Here is a 22,007-nt window from a genome sequence, read left to right on the forward strand (position 1 = left end):
CGATCCGGCGGCAGGCGAGGAAGCGGCTGCGCGCGAGCCGGAACGCCGCGACGGCGTCGGGGCGGGAGGTGCGGGAAACAAGCGGCGTGTCGATGGTGAGACGTTAGCACAGAGTGTTTCTTCAGTGAGACATCTGGCAGAATGTCTCAAGACGAGCTGTGAAGGAGGCCGCTGGATGCGTGCTGTGCAGGTGACCGAGTTCGGTGGGCCGGAGGTGCTGACCCCGGCCGAGGTACCCGATCCCGAACCCGGTCCGGGCGAGGTGCTGATCGAGGTCGACCGGATCGGGGTGAACTATGCCGACACGCACCAGGCGGAGAACAGCTATCTCGCGCCGAGCACGCTGCCGCTCGTGCCGGGTGGCGAGGTCGTCGGCCGCACCGCCGACGGCAAGCGGGTCGTCTCGCTCCTGAAGAGCGGCGGCGGGTACGCCGAACGAGCGGCCGGCCCGGTCGCCGCGACCTTCGAGGTGCCGGACGGGGTGGACGACCTCAACGCGCTGGCCATGCTCGTGCAGGGCGCGACCGCCTGGGTGCTGCTGCGCAAGAACACGCACCTGGAGCCGGGGGAGTCGGTCGTCGTGCACGCGGCGGCGGGCGGCGTCGGCACGATCGCGGTGCAGCTGGCCAAGGCGTGGGGCGCGGGCCGGGTGATCGCCACCGCCAGCAGCGAGCAGAAGCGGAACCTGGCGCTCGAACTGGGCGCCGACGTCGCTGTGGACTCCCGCGCGGAGAACCTGACCGAAACCCTGCGTGAGGCCAACGGCGGCAAGTCGGTGGACATCGTGCTGGACATGGTCGGCGGCCGCACGACCGACCAGAGCATGGCCGCGCTCGCACCGTTCGGCAGGCTCGCGTTCTACGGCATGGCCGGGCGGGAGGCGCCGGAACCGGTGAAGCCGAGCAGCCTGCTCCGGCACAGCACTGCGATCTCCGGCATGTGGCTGCCGCACGTGTTCCGGTTGCCGGGCAACGTGTTCGGCACCGCGCTGACCGAGCTGTTCGCTCTGGTTCGGGGCGGCGGTTTGCGGGCTGTCGCGGGCGGTGAGTATCCGCTTGCCGAGGCTCGTGCCGCTCATGAGGCGTTGCGTTCTCGTGGCACGGTAGGCAAGTTGCTGCTCGATCCGCGTAAGTAGGCCAGACTGCGGAAGTCTGTGAAGGTCTGTGAAGGGGCCCTTCACGGACTCTGAGTCTGTGAAGGGACCCTTCACAGACCTGAGACAGGTCCGGCGCACAGCGCGAGGTGGTCGTGCGTCTCGAACGCCTCCGCATCGTCCGTTGCCGGGCGTGATCGACGAAGAGGGCAGGTGTCGTCGATGATGACGCGGCCGCCACGGCTCTCTCTGCGCATGAGGCGTTGCGTTCTCGTGGCACGGTGGGCAAGTTGCTGCTCGATCCGTGTAAGTAGTCCAGACGGCGGAGGTCCGTGAAGGGTCCCTTCACGGACTCTGAGTCTGTGAAGGGACCCTTCACAGACCCGAGACAGGTCCCCGGCGCACACCACGAGGTGGTCGCGTCTCGAACACCGCCGCATCGTCCGTTGCCGGGCGTGATCGACGAAGAGGGCAGGCGCCGTCGATGATGACGCGGCCGCCACGGCTCTCTCTGCTGATCACGGGTCCTCGACCGACTTTGCCGGGACTCCGGGACTCCGTGACACGGTGGGTGAGTTGGTGCTCGATCCGCGCAGGCAGGTCGCCACGGCGGAGTGGCGAGGAGTCGTTTGATCCGGTTCGGGGCGGCGTGCCGTTGTGGGTGGCGAGTACCCGCCCGCGAAGCCCACGAAGCGCTGCGTTCCCGCCACACGGTCGGCAAACCGGTGCTCGCCCCCCCACCGGTAGGTCACTCCGGCGGAGTGGCCAGGAGTTGTTCGAGCGGGTCAGCCTTGTCCAGGCACTCCTGCCATTCCGCCGCACCGGCCGAATCGGCCGTGATCCCGCCGCCCACGCCGAGTTCGATGGTGCCGTCGTGGATCTCGAAGGTCCGGATGGCCACGTTCAGTTCCAGCCCGGCGGACGGCGAGATCACCCCCACCGCACCGGTGTAGACGCCTCTAGCCCGCGGTTCCAGTTCGGCGATCAGGTCGAGCGCGCGGATCTTCGGCGCCCCGGTCACCGAACCCGGCGGAAAGGCCGCCGCCAGCAGCCCGGCGTCGGTCACCCCGTCCGCCAGCTCACCCTCCACTGTGGACGCCAGATGCCACACCCCGGGCGCGGGATGCACCGCGAGCAGCTCCGGCACCACCACGCTGCCCACCCGGCAGACCCGGCCGAGGTCGTTGCGCACCAGATCGGTGATCATCACGTTCTCCGCGACGTCCTTCGCCGACTGGCGCAGCAGGTCCGCGTTCCGGTCGTGCTCGGGACCTCGCCGCGGCAGCGTGCCCTTGATCGGCGACGAGCGCACCCGGCGGCCGTGCCGGGCCAGGAACAGCTCCGGCGACAGGGACACCACCGCACCCCAGTCGCCGGCGAGGTAGGCCGCTCGCCGCGGCGCGAGCCGCCGGACGCCCTCGGCGAACAAGGCGGCGGGCTCCCCGTCGAAGCCGCCGGCGAACCGCGCGCACACGTTCGCCTGGAACAGCTCACCCGCTTCGATCTCGTGCACGCACGCCTTCACCGCCTGTTCGTGCCCGGACGGGCGGCGCAGCGGGCTCGCCGACCAGGTGAGCGGCGCCGGAACCGCCAGCGCACGCTCCACAGTGGACCAAAGGACGTCCGGATCACGCCCGCTGTCGAGGACCTCGAACCAGCACGTGCCGGATGCGTCCCAGCGCAGCAGGTGATCGGCCCAGCCCCAGGCGGACGCGGGCAGCAGACCGGATCGGCTGGACGGATCGGCCAAGTCGTAACCGAGAAACCCGAACCAGCCCCCACCGACGCCCGCTCCCGATACCTCCGCGACCGGGTCCGGAAACGGCCGGGCGCGGACATCGAGGAACGGCGCCACTACCGCCCGTGAACCGAACCACTCGCCGCACACCGCGGCGGGCTGCGCCAAGCCGTGCTCGCGCGCGTACGCGGCAAGCCGAAGCACGACCTGTTCCGGTGCCAGGTCGATGCGCAGGGGACGGGAGAGCATCGCGCCATTGTGCCGTGCCGGCCCTGGAGAATTGCCGGAAAAGTGACCCGATCCTGTCGCTTTCGCGGTCGGTAACGGCTGTGAAGGGGCCCTTCACGGACTCTGAGTCCGTGAAGGGCCCCTTCACAGCTTTGGCCGGGCGGTGCCGGCGCGGTGAGTGATCAGAGCAGCAGGTCGGAGAGGGCAAACGGGTACACCACCGCGTCCTGCGCGACCGGCCCGCCCACCCCGGGCAGGTCCGCGGAGTAGGCGTGCTGATGCAGCCCGAGCCGCGCGTGGAACCATCCGGGCCTGCCGGGGATCCCGTTGTGCCGCACCAGCCAGAGCACCACGTCGGGATCCGCCCAGCGGTCCGGGTTCAGCCGCCGCGACCAGCAGTCGTGTCCGGCGTAGACGAGCACCCGGCGGATCCGCGCGGCGTGCCGCACGTGCTTGATCCACGCCTTGACGAACCGGTCGTCCACGCTTTGGGCGTCCACCTCCAGCGCGGGTGCGAGTGAGCCGGGGGCGAACGCGCCGAGCCTGCTGGCCGTGCGCACGAAGTGCTCGGCCTGGTCGTGTACCGCGCCGGGCCGTGCGTAGTGCCGGGCGCCGGTGTGCAGGCCCGCCTCCTGCGCGCCGGTCACCATCCGCTCGGCGCCAGTGGCACGCCAGTTCACGTTCTCACTGACGGTCACGGAGGCGAACCGCATCTCGGCGGCTCGTACCGCTGACCAATCGAGCACCTGCTCACGATGTGTGAGCGTGAGCCCGCGTTCGCTCTCCGGTCCGGTCATTCGCACCCCTGACAAGCCCCACGACGGGTGAAAGGCCACCCTACGTGCCGCGCCGGCGCGCGAGGTGACCTTTCCCGGCGTGTCGGTGTGCGTGATCAGGCGTTTTCCCGCTGGAACGTGCGTGTTCCCCACCACACCGCGAGCACGGCCATCACCAGCACCACCACGCTCCCGGTGAACAGCGCGTCCATCGAGAAGTCACCGCGGAAGCTGTTGCGCTCCACGTCGACCACGTGCCGGAACGGGTTGATCTGCGAGATCGTGTACAGCCACTTGGGCGCCAGCCCGGCGGTGATCGGGATCAGGATCCCGGACAGCAGCAGCAACGGCATGAGTACCGCGTTCAGCAGTGCCGGGAACGACTCCTCGCTCTTGAGCGTGAGCGCCAGCGCGTACGAGCAGGACGCCAGCGTGAGCGCCAGCAGGAACACGATCAGCAGGCTCAGCAGCACCCCGGCGACCGGTGCGTTCAGATCGAACACCAGGTAGGCGAGCACGATGATCAGTACCGACTGCACCACTGCCTGCAGCGCGTTCGCCAGCACCTTCCCCAGCAGCAGCGCGGCCCGGCTGACCGGGGTGACCCGCATCCGCTCGACCACTCCGGAGCGGAAGTCGGCCAGCAGGCCGAAGCCCACGAACGAACTGCCGAACAGGGCCAGCTGCGCGATCAACGCCGGGGTGAGCACCATCCAGCCGTCCACATCGGACAACCCCTGCGCGCTCAGCGCGCGGACCAGCAGCGGCCCGAAGAAGAACAGATACAGCAGCGGCTGCATGATGCCGATCAGCAGCCACGCCGGGTTCCGCAGCGCGGCGGTGAGGTCCCGGCGGAAGATCAGCCAGATGTCAGACAGCATGGGACACCTCCGGCTCCCCGGCGGGCCGCTCCTCGGCGTCGCGCAGAGAGCGGCCGGTGAGAGTCAGGAACACGTCGTCCAGGGTCGGACGGGTCACCTGCATGGCGGTCAGCGGGATGCGCTGCCCGTCGAGCGCGCGCAGCAGCTCGGGCAGCGCGGTGTCCCCGCGCGGTACCCGGAACCGCACCGTGCCGCCGTCCACTTCGAGGTCGTGCGCGCCGCTGAGCCGTCCGGCCAGCTCGGCGGCGGCCGCGCTGGTCTCGATGGGCACCTCGATCGCCACGCCGTCGCCGGAGACCCGGGCCTTCAGCGAATCCGGCGTGCCCTCGGCGACGATCCGGCCGTCGTCGATCACGATCAGCCGGTCGGCCAGCGCGTCCGCCTCGTCGAGATAGTGCGTGGTGAGGAAGATCGTCACGCCCTGGTCCGTGCGCAGCCGGCGGATGTGTTCCCACAGGTTGGCCCGGCTCTGCGGGTCGAGCCCGGTGGAGGGCTCGTCGAGGAAGACCAGCGCGGGCGAGTGGATCAGGCCCATCGCGATGTCCAGCCGGCGCCGCTGCCCGCCGGACAGCGTCTTGGTGAGCCGCTGGTCGAGCCCGATCAGGTCGAGCTGCTCGGCCAGCTCCCGGCCGCGGGTCTGCGCGTCGGCCTTCGTCATCCGGTACAGCCTGCCCTGCAGTTCCAGCTCCTCGCCGACCCGTACTTCGGGCGCGGTGCCGCCGCCTTGGGCGACGTAGCCGATGTTGCGGCGCACCCCGACCGGATCGGTGAGCAGGTCGTGCCCGCTGACCGTGGCCGTGCCCGCGGTCGGTTTCAGCAGGGTGGTCAGCATCCGCAGGGTGGTGGTCTTGCCCGCGCCGTTCGGCCCGAGGAAGCCGACCAGCTCGCCGGGCTCGACGTCGAGATCGACCCCGCGTACCGCGTGCACCTCGCCCCCGGCCCGGCCCTTGCGCCGGAATCTTCGTTCCAGTCCGCGTGCGGTGATCATGAGAACCCCTCTCCTCCCAGAGCTCGACTCATCAAGCTCGACCAGCCGAGGATGACACCCTGCACTGACAAAACTGGAATAGTCAAATTTGATTACCGGGAGCAGGATCGCCGGCCATCACGTATTCGCCCGCTTCCAGCCGGTCGATCAACGCGGTGACCCACTCACGGCCGGCACCGGCGATCCCGGCCCACAGCCGGAACAGCTCCGCGACGTGCGGCCGGCCCCCATCGTTCGCGGTGAGCTGCAATGTCGACCGTCGTTCTTCGGTCTCGAACTGCACGAGCCGCCGGCGAAGCAGCCTGATCGCGTGCGCGCGAGGCAGCGCGGGCAGCAAACCGACGGCGGCACACAGCTGCGGGTACCCGCTGTCCGGCTCGGAGAGACTCCGCGCCATCAGCACCTGGAACTCCTGCTCGCCGTCCTCGGTGAGCTGATAGGCGACCCGGTCCGGACCGGCATCGCCCGGCTCCGCCTTGACCTTTTCCAGCAGCGCTTCGGTGGTCATCTTCTTCAGCGCGTGGTAGATCGAGCCAGGCTGGACGTTGGCCCACTTGTCGGCCGACCACGACAGCAGCTCACGGCGCACCTGATAGCCGTGCGCCCGGCCGAACATGCGCACCACTCCGAGCACCAGCAGACGTGTCGCGGACACCGATCTCCCTTCTCTGGCCAGTGCACCACCGCGCAGGCCGCATCCGTAGGCTAAACAGGTATGAGCACCCCTGTGTTGACCGCGGTGGCCTGGCCCTATGCCAACGGCCCCCGCCACATCGGCCACGTGTCCGGATTCGGCGTCCCGTCCGACGTCTTCTCCCGTTATCAGCGAATGGCCGGCAACCGGGTGCTCATGGTGTCCGGGACCGACGAGCACGGCACCCCGATCACCGTCCAGGCGGACAAGGAGGGGATGACCCCGCAGCAGACCGCGGACAAGTACACCCGCCAGATCGACGAGGACCTGCGCGGGCTGGGCCTGTCCTACGACCTGTTCACCCGCACCTCCACCGGTAACCACGCCGAGGTGACCCAGCAGATCTTCCTCGCCCTGCACCGCAACGGCTACGTGGTCCCGAAGACCACCCGCGGCGCGATCAGCCCGTCCACCGGCCGGACCCTGCCCGACCGCTACATCGAGGGCACCTGCCCGATCTGCGGGTACGACGGCGCGCGCGGCGACCAGTGCGACAACTGCGGCAACCAGCTCGACGCCGCGGAGCTGATCAACCCGAAGTCCCGGATCAACGGCGAGACGCCGAAGTTCGTCGAGACCGAGCACTTCTTCCTCGACCTGCCCGCCTTCACCAAGACCCTCGGCGACTGGCTGACCACCAAGACCGACTGGCGGCCGAACGTCCTCAACTTCACTCGCAACCTGATCGACGACATGCGGCCCCGGCCAATCACCCGTGACCTCGACTGGGGCGTGAAGATCCCGCTCGACGGCTGGCGCGAACAGCCGCTCAAGCGGTTCTACGTGTGGTTCGACGCGGTGATCGGCTACTTCTCCGCGAGCGTAGAATGGGCTCGCCGCAACGGCACGCCGGACGCCTGGCAGGAGTGGTGGGCCAACGACGCCGCGCGCGCCTACTACTTCATGGGCAAGGACAACATCACCTTCCACGCGCAGATCTGGCCCGCGTTGCTGCTCGGCCAGAACGGCGCGGGCGACCGCGGCGGCGAACCGGGGCGGTACGGGCCGCTGCGGCTGCCGGACGAGATCGTCTCCAGCGAGTTCCTCACCATGAGCGGCTCGAAGTTCTCCACCTCCCGCGGCACGGTCATCTACGTGCACGACTTCCTGCGCGAATTCGGCCCGGACGCGCTGCGCTACTTCATCTCGGTGGCCGGCCCGGAGACCCAGGACACCGACTTCACCTGGGACGAGTTCGTCCGCCGGACCAACTTCGAGCTGGCCAACGAGTGGGGCAACCTGGTCAACCGGTCGATCTCGATGGCGCACAAGAACAACGGAGCGGTCCCCGCGCCGGCCAAGCCCGCTCCCGCGGACGAGGAGCTGAAGGCCTTGTCCCGGCAGGCGTTCGACACGGCCGGCGCGCACCTCGGCCGTTCCCGGTTCAAGCTGGCCGCGGCGGAGGCGATGCGCGTGGTCACCGCGGCCAACCGGTACCTGTCTGATCAGGAACCGTGGAAGCTCAAGGACGACAGCCCGGAAAACGCTGCCCGGCGCGACAGTATTCTCCACACCGCGCTGCAGGTCGTGAGTGACGCCAACACGCTGCTGACGCCGTTCCTGCCGCACTCGGCGCAGAAGGTCCACGAGGCACTCGGCGGCACCGGCGTCTGGGCCGCGCAGCCGGAGCTGCAGGAGGTCGAGGACCTGGACGTGCCCGGGCGGATCAACCCGATCCTCACCGGCGACTATGCGAGCGAACAGGCCTGCTGGGCGTCGAAGCCCGTCGAGATCGGCCGTCCGCTGGCCAAGCCGACTCCCCTCTTCACCAAGCTGGACCCGAAGCTGGGCGAAACCGGCCCGGACTGGGCCCCGATCGTCACCGACTGAAAGCTGTGAAGGGCCCCTTCACGGACTCAGAGTCCGTGAAGGGGCCCTTCACGGACCTTGGGCGCGAGTGAGGCCGCCCGGAGCGGGTGGCTAGGTTCGTGGGTATGGGTGAAGACAAGCGCGCACTACCTCCGATTCCGGACCGGCTCCCCGTCACGGTGGTCGACGCACACACCCACCTCGACGCCTGCGGTGCGGTCGACGCGGCCGACGTGACCGCGATGCTCGACCGCGCCGAGCGGGCCGGGGTGGCCCGGGTGGTCACCGTCGCGGACGATCTCACCGCTGCGCGCTGGGCCGTCGAAGCGTCCACCTGGGACCCACGTGTGTACGCCGCGGTGGCGCTCCATCCCACGCGTACCAAGGACTTCGGCGAGCCGGAGCGGTCCGAAGTGGAACGACTGGCCCGTGGTGAGCGAGTCGTCGCGATCGGCGAGACCGGCCTCGACTACTACTGGGACTACGCGCCCCGCGAAGCCCAGCAGGAAGCGTTCCGCTGGCACATCGACCTCGCGAAGCGGCTCGGCAAGACGCTGATGATCCACGACCGCGAAGCGCACGAAGACGTGCTTCGCATCCTCGATGAAGAAGGCGCGCCGGAGACCGTCGTGTTCCACTGCTTTTCCGGCGACGAGCAGATGACCCGCAAGTGTCTCGACAACGGCTACGTACTGTCTTTTGCCGGCACGGTTACCTTCAAGAACGCCCGCGGGCTGCACGAAGCGGCCCGGATCGCGCCCCGTGGCCAATTCCTCGTCGAGACCGATGCGCCGTTCCTGACGCCCCACCCGTTCCGTGGGCGGCCCAATGAGCCGTACTGCACCGCCTACACGGTCCGTCAGCTCGCGGCGCTGCGAGGCGAGGCTGTGCACGAAGTGGCGAACGCTGTTCGATCCGCTGCCGAGCGGGTGTACGGCCTCCCCGTGACGTGAACTCGTTGTGTCACTTCGGGTTGCACGGATTGCGACGTTTGGGTCTGCCCGTTCGCCCACCTGATGAGTGACTCAAGTCACGACACTCCGGGGGGTGTTTGCGCAACCTCGCGAGACCCGTTACTGTCCCGTGATCGTGCCGGTCGGTACCGCGCAGCGGATGCCGGCTGATACGCCCACCAGTCACGTCAGTGCACGTCGGGGAAGCGGAACCGGGGCAGGTACGGCCCGGAACCGTGACGATGGCGCTGGCTGGGGGTGTCGGACTTGAGAGGCGCATCCCCGGATGCGTCGCGACCGAAAGACGACTGCGGTCACGCACGTCGTCTTGGGAAAGGGAACGACCCGGTGACTGGTAGCAGGCAGGGTGGCGCACGCCCCGAGGCGGAGCCCGACTACTTCTCCTCCGCGGGTTCGGTGGCGGTCCTCGACCGCGAGCTTGAAGACACCGCGTACGGGCAGCTGGACTTCTCCGACGAGCTGCATGTGACCCAGCAGGACGTGCTCACCGCACTCGGCCCGGACGCCGACACGCTGATGGCGGAGATCGACGTCGACGTCGACGAGCTGATCCGGCTGATCAACGCCGAGACCACCATGCTCCCGCCGCTGTACCTGCCCGACGAGCTGGCCGAGGACTCGACCGCCACGCCGCAGGCCAAGCAGGCCGCCGCGGAGGAGGGCCTGCGCGAGGCCACCCGCACCTGGAAGCGCCGCTTCCTCAAGGGCGCCGTGCTCGCGGTCATGGTCACCGTCGGCGGCGGCGGTGCCGCGGCGCTGGCGATGAACAAGAGCATCACCGTCGACGTGGACGGCCAGCAGCGCACCGTGCACAGCTACGGCGGCACCGTGGGCGAGGTGCTCGAGGAGGCCGGTCTCTCGGTCGGCGAGCACGACTCGCTCTCGCCCTCCCCGCAGGCCGCGGTCGGCGACGGCGGCGTCATCAAGCTTGAGCGCGGCCGCAAGCTGGACCTGGTCGTGGACGGCGTGCAGCGGCCCTCGTGGGTGCGCGCCACCACCCTCGGCGACGCGCTGACGCAGCTCGGCATGAGCGACCTCGTCGCGCAGGGCGCCTGGACCTCGCTGCCCTCCTCCGGCGAGCTGCCCCTCGCGGGCTCCACCGTGCAGGTCAAGACCAAGAAGCAGATCACGCTCTACGACGGCACCAACGCGCCGCGCCAGGTGACCACCACCGCGGTCACCACGAAGGAGTTCGCCTCCGACCTCAAACTCAACCTCGGCCCGGACGACGCGATCGACGGCGGTCTCGACGTCTCGCTCAAGGACGGCGCCGAGGTGCACGTCTCGCGGATGGGCGTCTCGATGGTCGAGCAGGAGGAGACCATCGACCCGGAGGTGCAGAAGGTCGACGACCCGACGCAGCTCAAGGGCGAGCAGAGCGTCGCGGACCCGGGCACCCCGGGCAAGAAGGTGGTCACCTACAAGGTCACCAAGAAGAACGGCGCAGAGGTCTCTCGCGAGAATGTCTCGGAGAAGGTCGTCACCGCGCCCAAGCCGAAGATCATCAAGGTCGGCACCAAGCAGGCGCCGCAGCCCGCCATCGGCGACACCGGGGCGTGGGACCGCATCGCGCAGTGCGAGTCGACCGGCAACTGGCACATCAACACCGGCAACGGCTACTACGGCGGCCTCCAGTTCGACAAGCAGACCTGGAACGCCTACGGCGGCGGCCAGTACGCCCCCACCGCCGACAAGGCCACCCGTGAGCAGCAGATCGCGGTGGCCGAGAAGGTGCGCGACGCCCGCGGCGGCTACAGCGCCTGGGGCTGCGGCTACAAGGCCTGAGCACGTTCGGTTTCCCGGTAGACGGCCGTGAGCTTCGCGCTCACGGCCGCCTGCTCAGGGTCCCGGCAAAGTTGGTCGAGGCCCCGTGATCAGCAGAGTGAGCCGTGGCTGCCGCGTCATCATCGACGGCGCCTGCCCTCTTCGTCGATCACGCCCGGCAGCGGGCGATGCGGAGCTATTCGAGGCGCGACCACCTCGTGGTGTGCGCCGGACCTGTCTCGGGTCTGTGAAGGGGCCCTTCACAGACTCAGAGTCCGTGAAGGGCCCCTTCACAGACCTTCACGGACTTCCGCGGTCTGCGCAGGCCCCTCACTCCGACTTTGCCGACACCCTGGCCGCCTGCTTTTGTGCGCCGCGTTGCCGAGGCGCAGGTGGTGCTGGGTAGGCTCGTCCGGTGGTGGAACTGCTGGGGCCTGCCGAAATCCGTGGGCTGGCCGACGAACTCGACGTCCGGCCCACGAAGAAACTCGGGCAGAACTTCGTGCACGACCCCAACACCGTCCGCCGCATCGTCGAACTCGGCGGTGTGCGGCCGGGGGACGTCGTGCTGGAGGTCGGGCCCGGGCTCGGGTCGCTGACGCTCGGTCTGCTCTCGGCCGGCGCTCGGGTCGTCGCGGTGGAGATAGACCCGGTGCTCGCCGCACGGCTGCCGCGCACGGCGGCTGAGCGCGCGCCCGAAGCGGCGGAACGGCTATCCGTGGTCGGTGCCGACGCGTTGCGCGTGCGGGCCGCGGATCTGCCCGCGGAACCGGTGTCGCTCGTGGCGAACCTTCCGTACAACGTCGCCGTCCCGGTCGTGCTGCACCTGCTCGCCGAGCTGCCGTCGCTGCGGCGCGGGCTGGTGATGGTCCAGACCGAGGTGGCCGACCGGATGGCCGCCGGGCCGGGCAGCCGCACTTACGGCGTGCCCAGCGTGAAACTCGCCTGGTACGGACCGGCACGCAAGGTCGCCCCGGTGCCGCGGAACGTGTTCTGGCCGGTGCCGAACGTGGATTCCGCACTGGTGTCCTTCGAACGCACCGATCCGGTCACCGCGGTCGACCGGGCTCGGCTCTTCGCCGTCGTGGACGCCGCGTTTTCCCAGCGCCGCAAGACTTTGCGGGCCGCGCTGGCCGGCTGGGCGGGCTCGGCGGAACGCGCCGGGGAGCTGCTCGCCGCGGCCGGGATCGACCCGCGCAGCCGCGGCGAACAGCTCGACGTGCACGCGTTCGCCCGGATCGCCGCCGCCGGCGTCTGACCCGCGGCGGTCAGCCTCCGGCCGGGCCGAAGATCCGGTCCAAGTGGTAGTCGAGCGTGGCCAGTACGGCGGTCGTCCGCCGTCGGCCGTGCAGGATGTGGAAGCCGAGGCCGGTGATCCCGGACACCAGCAGGTCCGCCTCGTGTTGCGGCCGGATGCCCGGCATCGGCTCGCCTTGTTCCAGTAGTCGCGTGACCAGGTCTTCCAACGCGGTGTCCCGGTCCGGGAATACTCCCGGCTCCCGATACGAGCGGCTGAAGTAGGCGAGGCGCACGCGCAGTGCGAACTCGCTTTCGGTGTCCAACGGCAGCAGCCCGGTAAGCACGCCCCGCAGCACGCCGCGTGCGCTCTGGCCGGCTTGCGCTTCGATGCGTTCCCGCGCTCGGCGTTCGGTGTCCTCGCGGAGATAACGCAATGCCAGTACGAGCAGATTGTGCTTGGTCTCGAAGTAGTACTGAACCAGCCGCAATGACACGCCCGCTTCTGCGGCCACATCGCGCATGCGCACGGAATCCAGCCCACGATCCGCGGCGATCCGCCAGACCGCTCCGGCGATCGCGCGGCGGCGCTGGTCGTGGTCCACCCGCTGAGGCACCGGTCGTTCTCCGTTCCCGAGGTGGTACGAGCGTATCTGATACAGCGGTACCAAGAAGACCGGATTTGCTCACCTTTGTGAACTATCCCGGGGCAGGCTCATCCGGTCGCTGTGCGTGATCCCCGGCGGGAAAAAGCCGGTGCGAGGCGGTTGTCAAGTGTCCACAAGGGATTCTCGGGGGTGAGCGCGGGCTGCCGGACCGTTCGGTGGCGGAACTTCCGGTCCCCGCAGGCCGGGTGCGGATTTCACCACCGGCCCGCGACCACTCGTGTGATCTGCACCAACGTGCTTGCGTTCAGTCCGTGGGATCGGCTTTACTCGAAGACGTCCATCCCGAGCGACTGAGAGACCTGGCTCGCCGAAGTCGCAGCAACCACCCGCAAAGTGGGCAGGTGCTACCGCCAGGACCGATGGAGGCCGTTTCCGATGCAGATGCTCGCCCGCCCGCTCCTGCTGACCCGGCGCCGCGTAGTCGACGAAGGTCGCCGCACGGTAAGCGCGTGTCGACGCTCCATGGCCATCGCCTGATCCGCTTTTCCGCGATTCGCCACACCGTCCTTTGAGGACGGTCATTCGAGGACGCCTGGCGCGCCCGGAACCGGTGCTGCGCCCCTTGCCTGGAGCTCATTCGTGATCACTGTCGAAAACGTGTCAAAATCCTTTCCCTTCAACGGAAATCGAGTCGCCGCCCTGCGCGACGTGAGTGTCGAGGTGCAGGCCGGCTCGTTGTTCGGCGTGGTGGGACCGGCCGATTCCGGCAAGTCCACCCTCGCCCGGTGCATTGCCCTGCAGGAGCGCCCGGACCGCGGCGTGGTGCGGCTCGACGGGCTCAACACCGCCACCCTGGACGGCCGCCGGCTGCGGGAGATCCGCCGTCGGCTCGGCGCCGTCGGCGCCAAGTCCGAGCTGCTCGCCGAGCGCACCATCGCCGGGAACGTCGCCGCTCCGCTGGAGCAGCTCGGCGTGGACGGCCCGCAGCGGCGCAGCCGGGTCGGCTCGCTGCTGGACCTGGTCGGGCTCACCGCCCGTGCCGGGCAGAAGCCGGGCGAGCTGACCGACGGGCAGCGCCGCCGGGTCGCCGTGGCCAGAGCGTTGGCCGCCGGACCGGCCGTGCTCGTCGCAGACGACCCGACCGCCGGGGTCGCCCCGGAGGACGCCGGCGCGGTGCTCGCCGTGCTGGACCGGGCCCGTGCGGAGCTGGGTGTCACGGTCGTGGTGACCACCCAGGAGGCGGGCGTGGTCCGCCGGGTGTGCGACGACGTCGCGGTGCTCGACAACGGCGTCGTGGTAGAGCGGGGTTCGCTGCTGGACCTGATCTCCTCGCCGGCGAGCTGGACCGCGCAGGCGGTGCTGCCCTCGATCGAGACGAGCCGGGCGCAGGCGGCCAAGTACGACCGCTCGGCCGACGTGGTGCTGATCGGCTTCGCCACGGTTGGTGCCTTGCTTCCGGAGGCGGCCACCCGCTTCGACGTGGAGCTGTCCACCATCGGCGGCGGCCTGACCCGCATCGGGGACACTCCGGTCGCCCGCTTCCGCGTGGGCGTCCGCGGCGAGCGCGCCGACGCCGCGTTGGCTTGGATCGCCGACCGTGGTGCGTATGTGGCCCAGCCCCAGGCCGTCCGCGGCCCGCAGAGCGTGGCTGCCTGAGTTGTCGAACCAGCGAGGAGGGCCCGGCCGGCCCTCCTCGCTGCGTGTTGTCCGGACGCGCCCAAGGTCTGTGAAGGGGCCCTTCACGGACTCAGAGTCCGTGAAGGGCCCCTTCACAGACCTCCACGGACCTCCACACCGACTTTGCCGACACCCTGGACTCAGCGTCTGTGAAGGGTCCCTTCACAGACGAACCGGCTTGCCCATTCGCGGCCGGTCACCGGTGGTGCCACTTCGCCGCCGCGCTTGGGGCTCACGGCTGCCCGGGCGGCGGAACTTCGCCGAAGTCCTCGCCGGGCCGCCCGAGGATGGCGGCGAGTTCGGGATCCGCGTGGATCTCCGCGGTCCGCTTCCACTCCGCGACCAGGATGGCGACCGGCGCCGGGTTGCCGAGGGACTCGGCGCGCTCCAGCGTCTCGACCAGTTCCGCCACGAAGGTCTGCACATCTTCCTTGGGCAGGTACCGGACCCAGGGAAAGGCGGCCGGCAGTACTTCGGTGGCGAGAGTGACCGCCTGATCGCTGCGGCGCATCAGCTCCACGAAGATCTTCGTGGTCGCCGACGCCGCGGCGACCACCTGTTCCGCTCGCTCGGCGGTGATCAGCAGCAGGTCCTGCTGATCCTTCTCCCGGCGGCGAATCCGCACCGACCGGTCCGCCGACTGCTCGAGCTGGGCCACGACCCGGCGCGGATGCAGGGACAGCTCGGAGATGTTGACTTCCCTCACGGTCATACTTCAAAACTACTTCCCAAGTACCGCCGGTCCACTCCGGAGTCGTCTCCGGCACGTTTTCTCCTGGTGAGGAGGCCGCCGGCCCGGCCACGTAGGCTGGGCGGGTGCTCGCCGTAGTTCCACCACCAGTCACCGTCCGGGTCCCGGCCAAGGTCAACCTGCACCTGGCCGTCGGAGATCCGCGGGCGGACGGGTTCCACGAGCTGGTCACCGTGTTCCAGGCGCTGTCGCTGACCGACGAGGTCACCGTCGCGATCACCGAAGAGCCGGGCCTGGAGGTCTATGGCGAGGGGGAGCGCGTGGTGCCCACCGACGCGAGCAACCTCGCCTGGCGCGCGGCCCGCGAGCTGGCCGCCTACGTCGGCCGTCCCGATGCCGGGGATCCGAAGGTGCGGATCGTGCTGCGCAAGGGCATTCCCGTCGCCGGTGGCATGGCGGGCGGCAGTGCGGACGCGGCCGCGGCGCTGGTCGGGCTGGCCTCGCTGTGGAAGCTCGACGTGACCCGCGACGAGCTGGCGGTACTCGCCGGGCGGCTCGGCAGCGACGTGCCCTTCGCGCTCTACGGCGGGACCGCGCTGGGCACGGGGCGGGGCGAGCGGCTCGTGCCGGTGCTCTCGCGGCACACCTTCCACTGGGTGCTGGCCTTCGACGAGAAGGGCCTGTCCACGCCGAAGGTGTTCGGTGAGCTGGACCGGTTGCGGGCCGAGGGGAAACCGCCGCGGATCGGTGCGCATACGCCGGTGGTCGAGGCGCTGGCCTCCGGCGACCCGCGGCAGCTGGCCCTGCTGCTCGGCAACGATCTGCAGGCCGCCGCCGTGTCCCTGCGGCCGGGGCTGCGCCGTACGCTGCGTGCCGGGGTGAACGCGGGCGCGCTTGCCGGGTGCGTGTCCGGCTCGGGGCCGACCTGCGCGTTCCTCTGTGCGGACGCGGAGACGGCGGTGGAGGTTGCCGCCGAGCTGTCCGGCGCCGGGGTGTGCCGCACGGTGCGGGTCGCGCACGGCCCGGTGCCCGGTGCCCGGGTGGTCGGCGGGGACGACTCGCCGCGCAACGCGCCCCCGCGCGTGCACGCCTGAGTAATCTGTCCACTGTGGAAAGGAACGGGCCAAGCGGATGGCCAATCTGGTCAACCTGGAGTCGGTGAGCAAGTCCTACGGGGTGAAACCGCTGCTGGACAAAGTTTCCCTCGGCGTCGCCGAAGGGCAGCGGATCGGCGTGGTCGGGCTCAACGGTGGTGGCAAGACCACCCTGCTGGAAGTCCTTTCCGGACTGAGCGAGCCGGATTCCGGCCGGGTGAGCCAGGTCCGGGACTTGCGGATGGCGGTGGTCACCCAGCGCACCGAACTGCGACCGGGCAGCACCGTGGCCGATGTCGTGCTGCAGCGCTACGGCGCCGAGCACGAATGGGCCGCCGACCCGCGGGTCAGGTCCATTGTGGACGGTCTGGAGATCACCGCGATCGGGCTGGACACGGCCACCGCCAACCTCTCCGGTGGGGAGCGCCGCCGGGTCGCGCTGGCCGCCGCGCTCACCGGTGAGCTGGACCTGGTGGTGCTGGACGAGCCGACCAACCACCTCGACGTGGAGGGCGTGCGCTGGCTCGCCGACCACCTGCTCGGCCGCCGGATCGCCGTGGTGGTGGTGACGCACGACCGGTGGTTCCTGGACACCGTCGCGAGTGTCACCTGGGAAGTCGCGAACGGCCGCGTCGAGCAGTACGAAGGTGGTTACGCGGACTGGATCTTCGCCCGCGCCGAGCGCGCCCGGCTCGCCGCGACCGCGGAGGAGAAGCGGCAGAACCTGGCCCGCAAGGAGCTGGCATGGCTGCGCCGCGGCCCGCAAGCCCGTTCGTCCAAACCGCGCTACCGCGTCGAGGCCGCCGAAGCGCTGATCGCGGATGTGCCGCCGCCGCGGGATTCGGTGGAATTGCAGGCTTTTGCGAAGCGGCGGCTCGGCAAGACCGTGCTGGAGCTGGAGGACGCCTCGATCTCGGTGGGCGAGCGGACCCTGCTCGACCACGTGACCTGGCGGATCGGCCCCGGCGACCGGATCGGCCTGGTCGGGGTGAACGGCTCCGGCAAGACCACCGTGCTCAAGCTGCTCGGCGGTGACCTCGCCACCGAGACCGGGCGGCGGATCGAGGGCAAGACGGTCGCGCTCGCGCACCTGCGCCAGGAACTCGACGATCTGCCCGGCGACCTGCGGGTGCTGCAGGCGATCGAGCAGGTCGCCGGCCGGGTGGTATTCGGCAAGCAGGAGATGACCGCCTCGCAGCTCGGCGAGAAGCTGGGCTTCCCCGCGGCCCGGCAGTGGACGCCGGTCGGCGATCTTTCCGGTGGTGAGCGTCGCCGGCTGCAGCTGTGCCGGCTGCTGATGGCCGAGCCCAACGTGCTGCTGCTCGACGAGCCCACGAACGATCTGGACATCGATACCCTGCAGCAGCTGGAAGACCTGCTCGACGGCTGGCCGGGCACGATGGTCGTGGTCTCGCACGACCGGTACCTGGTCGAGCGGGTCTGCGACGCGACGTACGCGTTGTTCGGCGACGGACGGGTCACCCACCTGCCGGGCGGGATCGAGGAATACCTCCAGCGCCGCGCGAGCGTCCGGGAGACCCCGCGCCGGGTGGCCGCCGCACCGGAGAAGGCCGAGGCCAAGCGCAGCGCCGCGGAGATCCGGGCCGCGCAGAAGGAACTCGGCAGGCTGGAGCGCAAGCTCGATCAGCTGTCCGCGCGCGAGGAGAAGCTGCACGCGGCGCTGGCCGAGGCGGCCACCGACCCGGCGCGGCTGATCGAGCTGAACACCGAGCTGAAGGCCGTGCTGGTGGAGCAGGACGAGGTCGAGGCCCGCTGGCTGGAGACCTCGGAAACGCTGGAATGACGCCGTGCCCGCCACTGCGGACGGGCGTTGACAACCAGACAGTAATCTTGCGCCCATGAGTCGGTTCGTGGACACCCTCGTCGCAACGGCGGCGGGGCGGGGTCAGCAGCGAGGCATGGTCACCGGGGAGCCGAAGGAACCGGTGCGCCGGACCTGGGCGCAGGTGCACGAGCAGGCCCGTGAGTTCGCCGGCGGCCTGGTCTCCGGGGGTCTCGAACCGGGCAGCGCGGTGGCGGTGCTGGCCGCCGCGCCGGTGCTCATCGCCCCGGCCGTGCAGGCGGTCTGGCTGACCGGAGGCAGCGTGACCATGCTGCACCAGCCGACCGCGCGCACCGATCTCGCCGAATGGGCCGAGGACACGCTGACCGTGCTCGGCATGATCGGCGCCGGGCTGGTGCTGCTCGGCGAGCCGTTCGACCAGCTCGCCCCGGTGCTGGCGGAGAAGGGCATCCGGTACCGGCTGATCAGCGAGCTGACCGGGAGCGAGCCGCTGGCCGACCCGGTGCCCACGACGGAGGAGGACACCGCGCTGCTGCAGCTGACCAGCGGCTCCACCGCCGAACCGAAGGCGGTGCGGATCACCTACGGCAACCTCCACGGCAACATCAAGGCCATGATCGAGGGCGCGCAGTTCGATCTCGACCACGACGTGATGGTGTCCTGGCTGCCGACCTTCCACGACATGGGCATGGTCGGCTTCCTGACCCTGCCGATGACCCACGGCATCGAGCTGGTCAAGATCACCCCGGTCGAATTCCTCACCGGACCGCTGATCTGGCCGGAGCTGATCAGCAAGTACGGCGGCACGGCCACTGCCGCACCGAACTTCGCCTACGCCATCGTCGGGCGGCGCATGGCCCGGGTGGACGAGGACGACGCGTACGACCTGTCCACGCTGCGCATCGCGCTCAACGGCGCCGAGCCGGTCGACGAGGCGGCGGTGCAGACCTTCGTCGAAGCGGGCCGGCGCTTCAAGATGCGGCCCGAATGTGTGTTCCCCGCCTACGGCATGGCCGAGGCGACCCTCGCGGTCTCGTTCGCGCCGTTGCTGACCGGGCTCACCCTCGACGTCGTGGAAGCCGAAGCGCTCGAAGGGGACAACCGCGCGGTGCCGGTGCCCGAGGGCGATCCGCGCCGCGGTACGGAGGCGGTCCGGTCGTTCGCGGTGCTGGGCCGTCCGCTGGACGGGCTGGAAGCGGACGTGGTCGACGAGAAGGGCACCGTGCTCGGGGAACGCGAGGTCGGCGAGATCCGGCTGCGCGGCGAGGCGGTGACGCCGGGATACCTGACCGTGCACGGGCCACTGGCCACTCAGGACGCCGAGGGCTGGCTGCTGACCGGCGACCTCGGTTACCTGGTGGACGGCCAGATCGTGGTCTGCGGCCGGCGCAAGGACGTGATCATCATGGGCGGCCGCAACCTGTACCCCACCGACATCGAACGGGCCGCGGGCGCGGTGGACGGGGTCCGCGCGGGCAACGCGGTCGCGGTCCGGCTCGACGCGGGCAGCCGGCGCGAACGGTTCGCGGTGGTCGTGGAGTCCAAACTGGCCGGGGACGCCGAGACCGAACGCCGGCTGGCCAAGGAGGTCGTGGCCCGGGTGCGGGCCGCCGTGGACATGCGCCCGTTCTCGGTGGTGGTCCTGCCGGCGGGCAGCCTGCCCAAGACGCCGTCCGGCAAGGTCCGGCGGGCCGCCACCGCGCAGCAGTACGCCGAGCGGATCGCGAAGAACGCGGATTCCTGACCCGGCCGTGACCGCTGCGACCCGGTCGTGACAAAACCGGGAACCGAAGCCTGCGGGTCTGCGTTTACCGCAGAGCTTTACGTAGTGTTGCGATTTTCATGGCAAGCCGTCGCGGATTGTCTTTGACTGGCCGGAAGTCGTATTTCTGATAGAACTTTGCGGCATGGTCATCAATAGCGTCGACCACGACAAGCCGACCGCCTGCGCGGTCTGCTGCATCCAGGATTGTCGTGAGTGCATCGTGAAGTAGCTCGCCGCCGAGACCGAATCCCTGTATCTGCTGGTCAAGAGCCAGTCGGGCGAGCAGATAGCAGGGTATGGTCGTGGCTCCACCGGCTAGTGAGCTGCTCAGTTCTGCCCGGCTCACTGCATGGGGAGTTATCGAGTAATACGCGACGACTCTGTCATTTTCCGGTGTGACCCAGACTTGAGCTCTCGCCGTCCCTTGGTGCATTGCTCGGACGCTCTGCTCGTTCAGCCAGTCGTTGAGTGATTTCACGCCGCAATCGAAGCTGCTCAGCTCGTGGCCGGCGTTCAGGGCGACCGAGGTATGGTCCGTCACTGACGAAGGTACTTCCGCTCGTGCCGAGCCAAGTTCTGCAGGTTCGGCGCTTCGTCAGCCAGGTCCAGTGCGGCGTAGAGCCTGTCGAACTGCTCTGCCGGCATCATCGTGACGTCCGCGCGCGCCAGGACGTGATCCGCTGCTGCTGCGGCGGCGTGCACGACGAAGCCGCTGGTGGACTCGTGGGTAAGCTTGGCTGCCCGCTCGATTCGGGCCTTGACCTCGGGATCGAGCCGGAAGTCAAAGCGGGCTTCCTTGGTTGTCATGCACCCAATGTACGGCGTTTGTACGGAGTCTGACAAGTGTTACTTGTGGTGACGATTCGAGCGCTGGAAGATCCTTGAGGGCCGCTGAAAGCTTGGGCGGCATGACCGGCAACCCCCGCCGCGGAAACTGACGGCCGACCGAAGCCGGACCCGGCCCAAGCCGCCCCGCGACGGCTGGCACCGGCGCGTCGAGATGCCGGTGCCGCCGCGGTGACCGGGGGCCGCCCGGTGGTTCAGTGGCCGGGCACCTGCTCCGCCGGGGTGTCCGAGGCCGACCGGGCAGCGCGTTCCGCGGTGGCCTCGGCTTCCGCCCGGGCGCCGGGGACGAGCGGCGCGTGCTTGCCGGACCGGGTGGCCAGCTGCTCCTCCACCGCGTCGAGGAACTCGTCGACCTCGCGTTCGTCGTAGCCGCGCTTGCCGATCAGCGGCTTGCCGAACAGCACGTGGTGCACCTCCGCGGCGGTGAGATCGTCCTGGTCGGCGATCGTTTTCGCGATACGGCGGACGAAGTCGTCGACCTCGTGCTTGGCGTAGCCGCGGCGGCCGATCGGGGCGTTACCGAAGGCGACCTCGGCGAGGTCCTCGGCGGTGAACGTCATGGATCATTCTCCGATTCCGGGTCGGGATGGGACGAACTCCTTGATCCGTCCTAACCCCTCAGCCGGGCACCCGGAAGCCTGCAGGGCAGCGGACGACTCGATCAGGGAGCGGAAAACCGTCCATCGAGTGAGAACAAAATCACGGAACGCAACGGCCCATCACTCAGAGGGAGCAGTACATGCTCAACCCGCGTGGAACTCGTTCTGGGCCGCCGCGAGCCCCTGCGTGACCAGCGCTTCGGTGGCGTCCGCGCACCGGCTCACCTCGAACGGGAGCTCCTTGCGCTGGACGGCGGAGAAGTCCTTGAGCACGAAATCGGCCGGATCCTGGCGGCCGGGTGGGCGGCCGATGCCGAACCGCACCCGGTAGTACTCCCGGGTGCCGAGCGATTTCGTGATCGACCGCAGTCCGTTGTGCCCGTTGTCGCCGCCGCCGAGCTTCAGCTTCAGCGCGCCGAACTCCACGTCCAGCTCGTCGTGCACCACGACGATCCCGGACGGCGCCACCTTGAAGAACCGGGCCGCGCCGGCCACCGGGCCACCGGAGAGATTCATGAACGAGCGCGGCTTCACCAGCACCACGCGGCTGCCGGCCAGCCTGCCCTCGCAGACCTCGGCGCCGCTGCGGTGCGCCTTGAACTTCCCGCCGATCCGGCCGGCCAGCTCGTCGAGCACCATGAACCCGACGTTGTGCCGGTTGCCCGCGTACTGCGGCCCGGGATTACCGAGGCCGGCGAGCAGAATCAGCTCGCCGGCCCCGGGCAGGTCTTGACTCACGCGG

At 69.6% G+C, this 22,007-nt stretch carries 20 protein-coding genes and 1 riboswitch; of the genes, 9 read left to right on the top strand and 11 right to left on the bottom strand.

Translation table 11 applies throughout. The features are described from left to right. Window positions 1–175: 175 nt before the first annotated feature. Window positions 176–1,135 carry a quinone oxidoreductase family protein gene (locus ATK36_RS21710; RefSeq protein ID WP_098513193.1) on the top strand — a complete coding sequence of 320 codons (960 nt, stop codon included), beginning with the start codon at window positions 176–178 and terminating at the stop codon, window positions 1,133–1,135. 706 nt (window positions 1,136–1,841) lie between these two features. Here ATK36_RS21710 and ATK36_RS21715 read toward each other — a convergent pair. The 5 genes from ATK36_RS21715 to ATK36_RS21735 form a co-directional block, all read right to left on the bottom strand. Then, the gene (locus ATK36_RS21715) at window positions 1,842–3,080 is read right to left on the bottom strand and encodes an aminodeoxychorismate synthase component I (protein ID WP_098513194.1); all 1,239 of its coding nucleotides are present in this window, start codon (window positions 3,078–3,080) and stop codon (window positions 1,842–1,844) included. Window positions 3,081–3,241: 161 nt separating this feature from the next. Next, window positions 3,242–3,856, bottom strand: a complete 615-nt coding sequence (locus ATK36_RS21720) for a glycoside hydrolase family 25 protein (RefSeq protein WP_098513195.1) — start codon at window positions 3,854–3,856, stop codon at window positions 3,242–3,244. A 95-nt stretch (window positions 3,857–3,951) separates the two neighbouring features. Next, a complete protein-coding gene (locus ATK36_RS21725) occupies window positions 3,952–4,716 on the bottom strand; it encodes an ABC transporter permease (RefSeq protein WP_098513196.1) in 765 nt (254 codons plus the stop codon). Further along, entirely contained in the window at window positions 4,706–5,704 is a 999-nt protein-coding gene (locus tag ATK36_RS21730; protein ID WP_098513197.1) for an ATP-binding cassette domain-containing protein, read from the bottom strand. The genes ATK36_RS21725 and ATK36_RS21730 overlap by 11 nt, the downstream gene beginning before the upstream one ends. Before the next feature lie 82 nt (window positions 5,705–5,786). Beyond that, window positions 5,787–6,359, bottom strand: coding sequence for a PadR family transcriptional regulator (locus tag ATK36_RS21735; RefSeq protein ID WP_098513198.1), 573 nt, complete (start codon window positions 6,357–6,359; stop codon window positions 5,787–5,789). Between the two features lie 60 nt (window positions 6,360–6,419). Here ATK36_RS21735 and metG point away from each other — a divergent pair, with 60 nt between their 5' ends. The 4 genes from metG (at window position 6,420) to rsmA (ending at window position 12,203) form a co-directional block, all read left to right on the top strand. After that, entirely contained in the window at window positions 6,420–8,228 is a 1,809-nt protein-coding gene (gene metG, locus ATK36_RS21740; RefSeq protein ID WP_211291929.1) for a methionine--tRNA ligase, read from the top strand. A 104-nt stretch (window positions 8,229–8,332) separates the two neighbouring features. Then, the gene (locus ATK36_RS21745) at window positions 8,333–9,160 is read left to right on the top strand and encodes a TatD family hydrolase (RefSeq protein ID WP_098513200.1); all 828 of its coding nucleotides are present in this window, start codon (window positions 8,333–8,335) and stop codon (window positions 9,158–9,160) included. Between the two features lie 348 nt (window positions 9,161–9,508). Continuing rightward, on the top strand, window positions 9,509–10,966 hold the full coding sequence (locus ATK36_RS21750) for a resuscitation-promoting factor (RefSeq protein WP_387000802.1): 1,458 nt from the start codon (window positions 9,509–9,511) through the stop codon (window positions 10,964–10,966). A gap of 394 nt (window positions 10,967–11,360) precedes the next feature. Continuing rightward, window positions 11,361–12,203: a 16S rRNA (adenine(1518)-N(6)/adenine(1519)-N(6))-dimethyltransferase RsmA gene (gene rsmA / locus ATK36_RS21755; protein ID WP_098513201.1), complete on the top strand. Its 843-nt coding sequence runs from the start codon at window positions 11,361–11,363 to the stop codon at window positions 12,201–12,203. Between the two features lie 10 nt (window positions 12,204–12,213). On the opposite strand, the gene ATK36_RS21760 is transcribed toward rsmA, so the two are convergent. Continuing rightward, complete coding sequence (locus ATK36_RS21760) at window positions 12,214–12,798, bottom strand: TetR/AcrR family transcriptional regulator (RefSeq protein WP_098513202.1); 585 nt, start codon at window positions 12,796–12,798, stop codon at window positions 12,214–12,216. Between the two features lie 325 nt (window positions 12,799–13,123). After that, a riboswitch (SAM riboswitch) is annotated at window positions 13,124–13,215 on the top strand. Window positions 13,216–13,428: 213 nt separating this feature from the next. On the opposite strand from ATK36_RS21760, the gene ATK36_RS21765 reads away from it, so the two are divergent. Next, complete coding sequence (locus ATK36_RS21765; protein WP_098513203.1) at window positions 13,429–14,445, top strand: methionine ABC transporter ATP-binding protein; 1,017 nt, start codon at window positions 13,429–13,431, stop codon at window positions 14,443–14,445. 253 nt (window positions 14,446–14,698) lie between these two features. On the opposite strand, the gene ATK36_RS21770 is transcribed toward ATK36_RS21765, so the two are convergent. Next, complete coding sequence (locus tag ATK36_RS21770) at window positions 14,699–15,178, bottom strand: hypothetical protein (RefSeq protein WP_098513204.1); 480 nt, start codon at window positions 15,176–15,178, stop codon at window positions 14,699–14,701. A gap of 104 nt (window positions 15,179–15,282) precedes the next feature. Here ATK36_RS21770 and ATK36_RS21775 point away from each other — a divergent pair, with 104 nt between their 5' ends. The 3 genes from ATK36_RS21775 to ATK36_RS21785 are packed head-to-tail and all read left to right on the top strand — an operon-like array spanning window position 15,283 to window position 19,799. Beyond that, window positions 15,283–16,251 (top strand): 4-(cytidine 5'-diphospho)-2-C-methyl-D-erythritol kinase, encoded by a 969-nt coding sequence (locus tag ATK36_RS21775; protein ID WP_098513205.1) that lies wholly within the window; start codon window positions 15,283–15,285, stop codon window positions 16,249–16,251. 37 nt (window positions 16,252–16,288) lie between these two features. Next, entirely contained in the window at window positions 16,289–18,055 is a 1,767-nt protein-coding gene (locus ATK36_RS21780; RefSeq protein WP_098513206.1) for an ABC-F family ATP-binding cassette domain-containing protein, read from the top strand. A gap of 55 nt (window positions 18,056–18,110) precedes the next feature. Continuing rightward, the gene (locus tag ATK36_RS21785) at window positions 18,111–19,799 is read left to right on the top strand and encodes a fatty acyl-AMP ligase (RefSeq protein WP_098513207.1); all 1,689 of its coding nucleotides are present in this window, start codon (window positions 18,111–18,113) and stop codon (window positions 19,797–19,799) included. 64 nt (window positions 19,800–19,863) lie between these two features. Here the strand turns inward: ATK36_RS21785 and ATK36_RS21790 are convergent, their stop codons facing one another. The 4 genes from ATK36_RS21790 to pth all read right to left on the bottom strand — a co-directional run bounded on the left by ATK36_RS21790 (window position 19,864) and on the right by pth (window position 22,003). Next, entirely contained in the window at window positions 19,864–20,361 is a 498-nt protein-coding gene (locus ATK36_RS21790) for a GNAT family N-acetyltransferase (protein WP_211291930.1), read from the bottom strand. Next, complete coding sequence (locus tag ATK36_RS21795; protein WP_098513208.1) at window positions 20,358–20,627, bottom strand: type II toxin-antitoxin system TacA family antitoxin; 270 nt, start codon at window positions 20,625–20,627, stop codon at window positions 20,358–20,360. The genes ATK36_RS21790 and ATK36_RS21795 overlap by 4 nt, the downstream gene beginning before the upstream one ends. Before the next feature lie 233 nt (window positions 20,628–20,860). Beyond that, complete coding sequence (locus tag ATK36_RS21800) at window positions 20,861–21,226, bottom strand: DivIVA domain-containing protein (protein ID WP_098513209.1); 366 nt, start codon at window positions 21,224–21,226, stop codon at window positions 20,861–20,863. A 183-nt stretch (window positions 21,227–21,409) separates the two neighbouring features. After that, the gene (pth, locus tag ATK36_RS21805) at window positions 21,410–22,003 is read right to left on the bottom strand and encodes an aminoacyl-tRNA hydrolase (protein WP_098513210.1); all 594 of its coding nucleotides are present in this window, start codon (window positions 22,001–22,003) and stop codon (window positions 21,410–21,412) included. Window positions 22,004–22,007: the final 4 nt, after the last annotated feature.

Origin of the sequence: Amycolatopsis sulphurea, from assembly GCF_002564045.1 — a bacterium.
GTDB classification, from domain to species: Bacteria; Actinomycetota; Actinomycetes; order Mycobacteriales; family Pseudonocardiaceae; genus Amycolatopsis; species Amycolatopsis sulphurea.

Excerpts from the sequence above, each read along its gene's own strand:
- ATK36_RS21710 (WP_098513193.1), top strand. The coding sequence starts at position 176 with ATGCGTGCTGTGCAGGTGACCGAGTTCGGTGGGCCGGAGGTGCTGACC.
- ATK36_RS21715 (WP_098513194.1), bottom strand. The coding sequence starts at position 3,080 with ATGCTCTCCCGTCCCCTGCGCATCGACCTGGCACCGGAACAGGTCGTG.
- ATK36_RS21720 (WP_098513195.1), bottom strand. The coding sequence starts at position 3,856 with ATGACCGGACCGGAGAGCGAACGCGGGCTCACGCTCACACATCGTGAG.
- ATK36_RS21725 (WP_098513196.1), bottom strand. The coding sequence starts at position 4,716 with ATGCTGTCTGACATCTGGCTGATCTTCCGCCGGGACCTCACCGCCGCG.
- ATK36_RS21730 (WP_098513197.1), bottom strand. The coding sequence starts at position 5,704 with ATGATCACCGCACGCGGACTGGAACGAAGATTCCGGCGCAAGGGCCGG.
- metG (WP_211291929.1), top strand. The coding sequence starts at position 6,420 with ATGAGCACCCCTGTGTTGACCGCGGTGGCCTGGCCCTATGCCAACGGC.
- ATK36_RS21745 (WP_098513200.1), top strand. The coding sequence starts at position 8,333 with ATGGGTGAAGACAAGCGCGCACTACCTCCGATTCCGGACCGGCTCCCC.
- ATK36_RS21770 (WP_098513204.1), bottom strand. The coding sequence starts at position 15,178 with ATGACCGTGAGGGAAGTCAACATCTCCGAGCTGTCCCTGCATCCGCGC.
- ATK36_RS21780 (WP_098513206.1), top strand. The coding sequence starts at position 16,289 with ATGGCCAATCTGGTCAACCTGGAGTCGGTGAGCAAGTCCTACGGGGTG.
- ATK36_RS21785 (WP_098513207.1), top strand. The coding sequence starts at position 18,111 with ATGAGTCGGTTCGTGGACACCCTCGTCGCAACGGCGGCGGGGCGGGGT.
- ATK36_RS21795 (WP_098513208.1), bottom strand. The coding sequence starts at position 20,627 with ATGACAACCAAGGAAGCCCGCTTTGACTTCCGGCTCGATCCCGAGGTC.
- ATK36_RS21800 (WP_098513209.1), bottom strand. The coding sequence starts at position 21,226 with ATGACGTTCACCGCCGAGGACCTCGCCGAGGTCGCCTTCGGTAACGCC.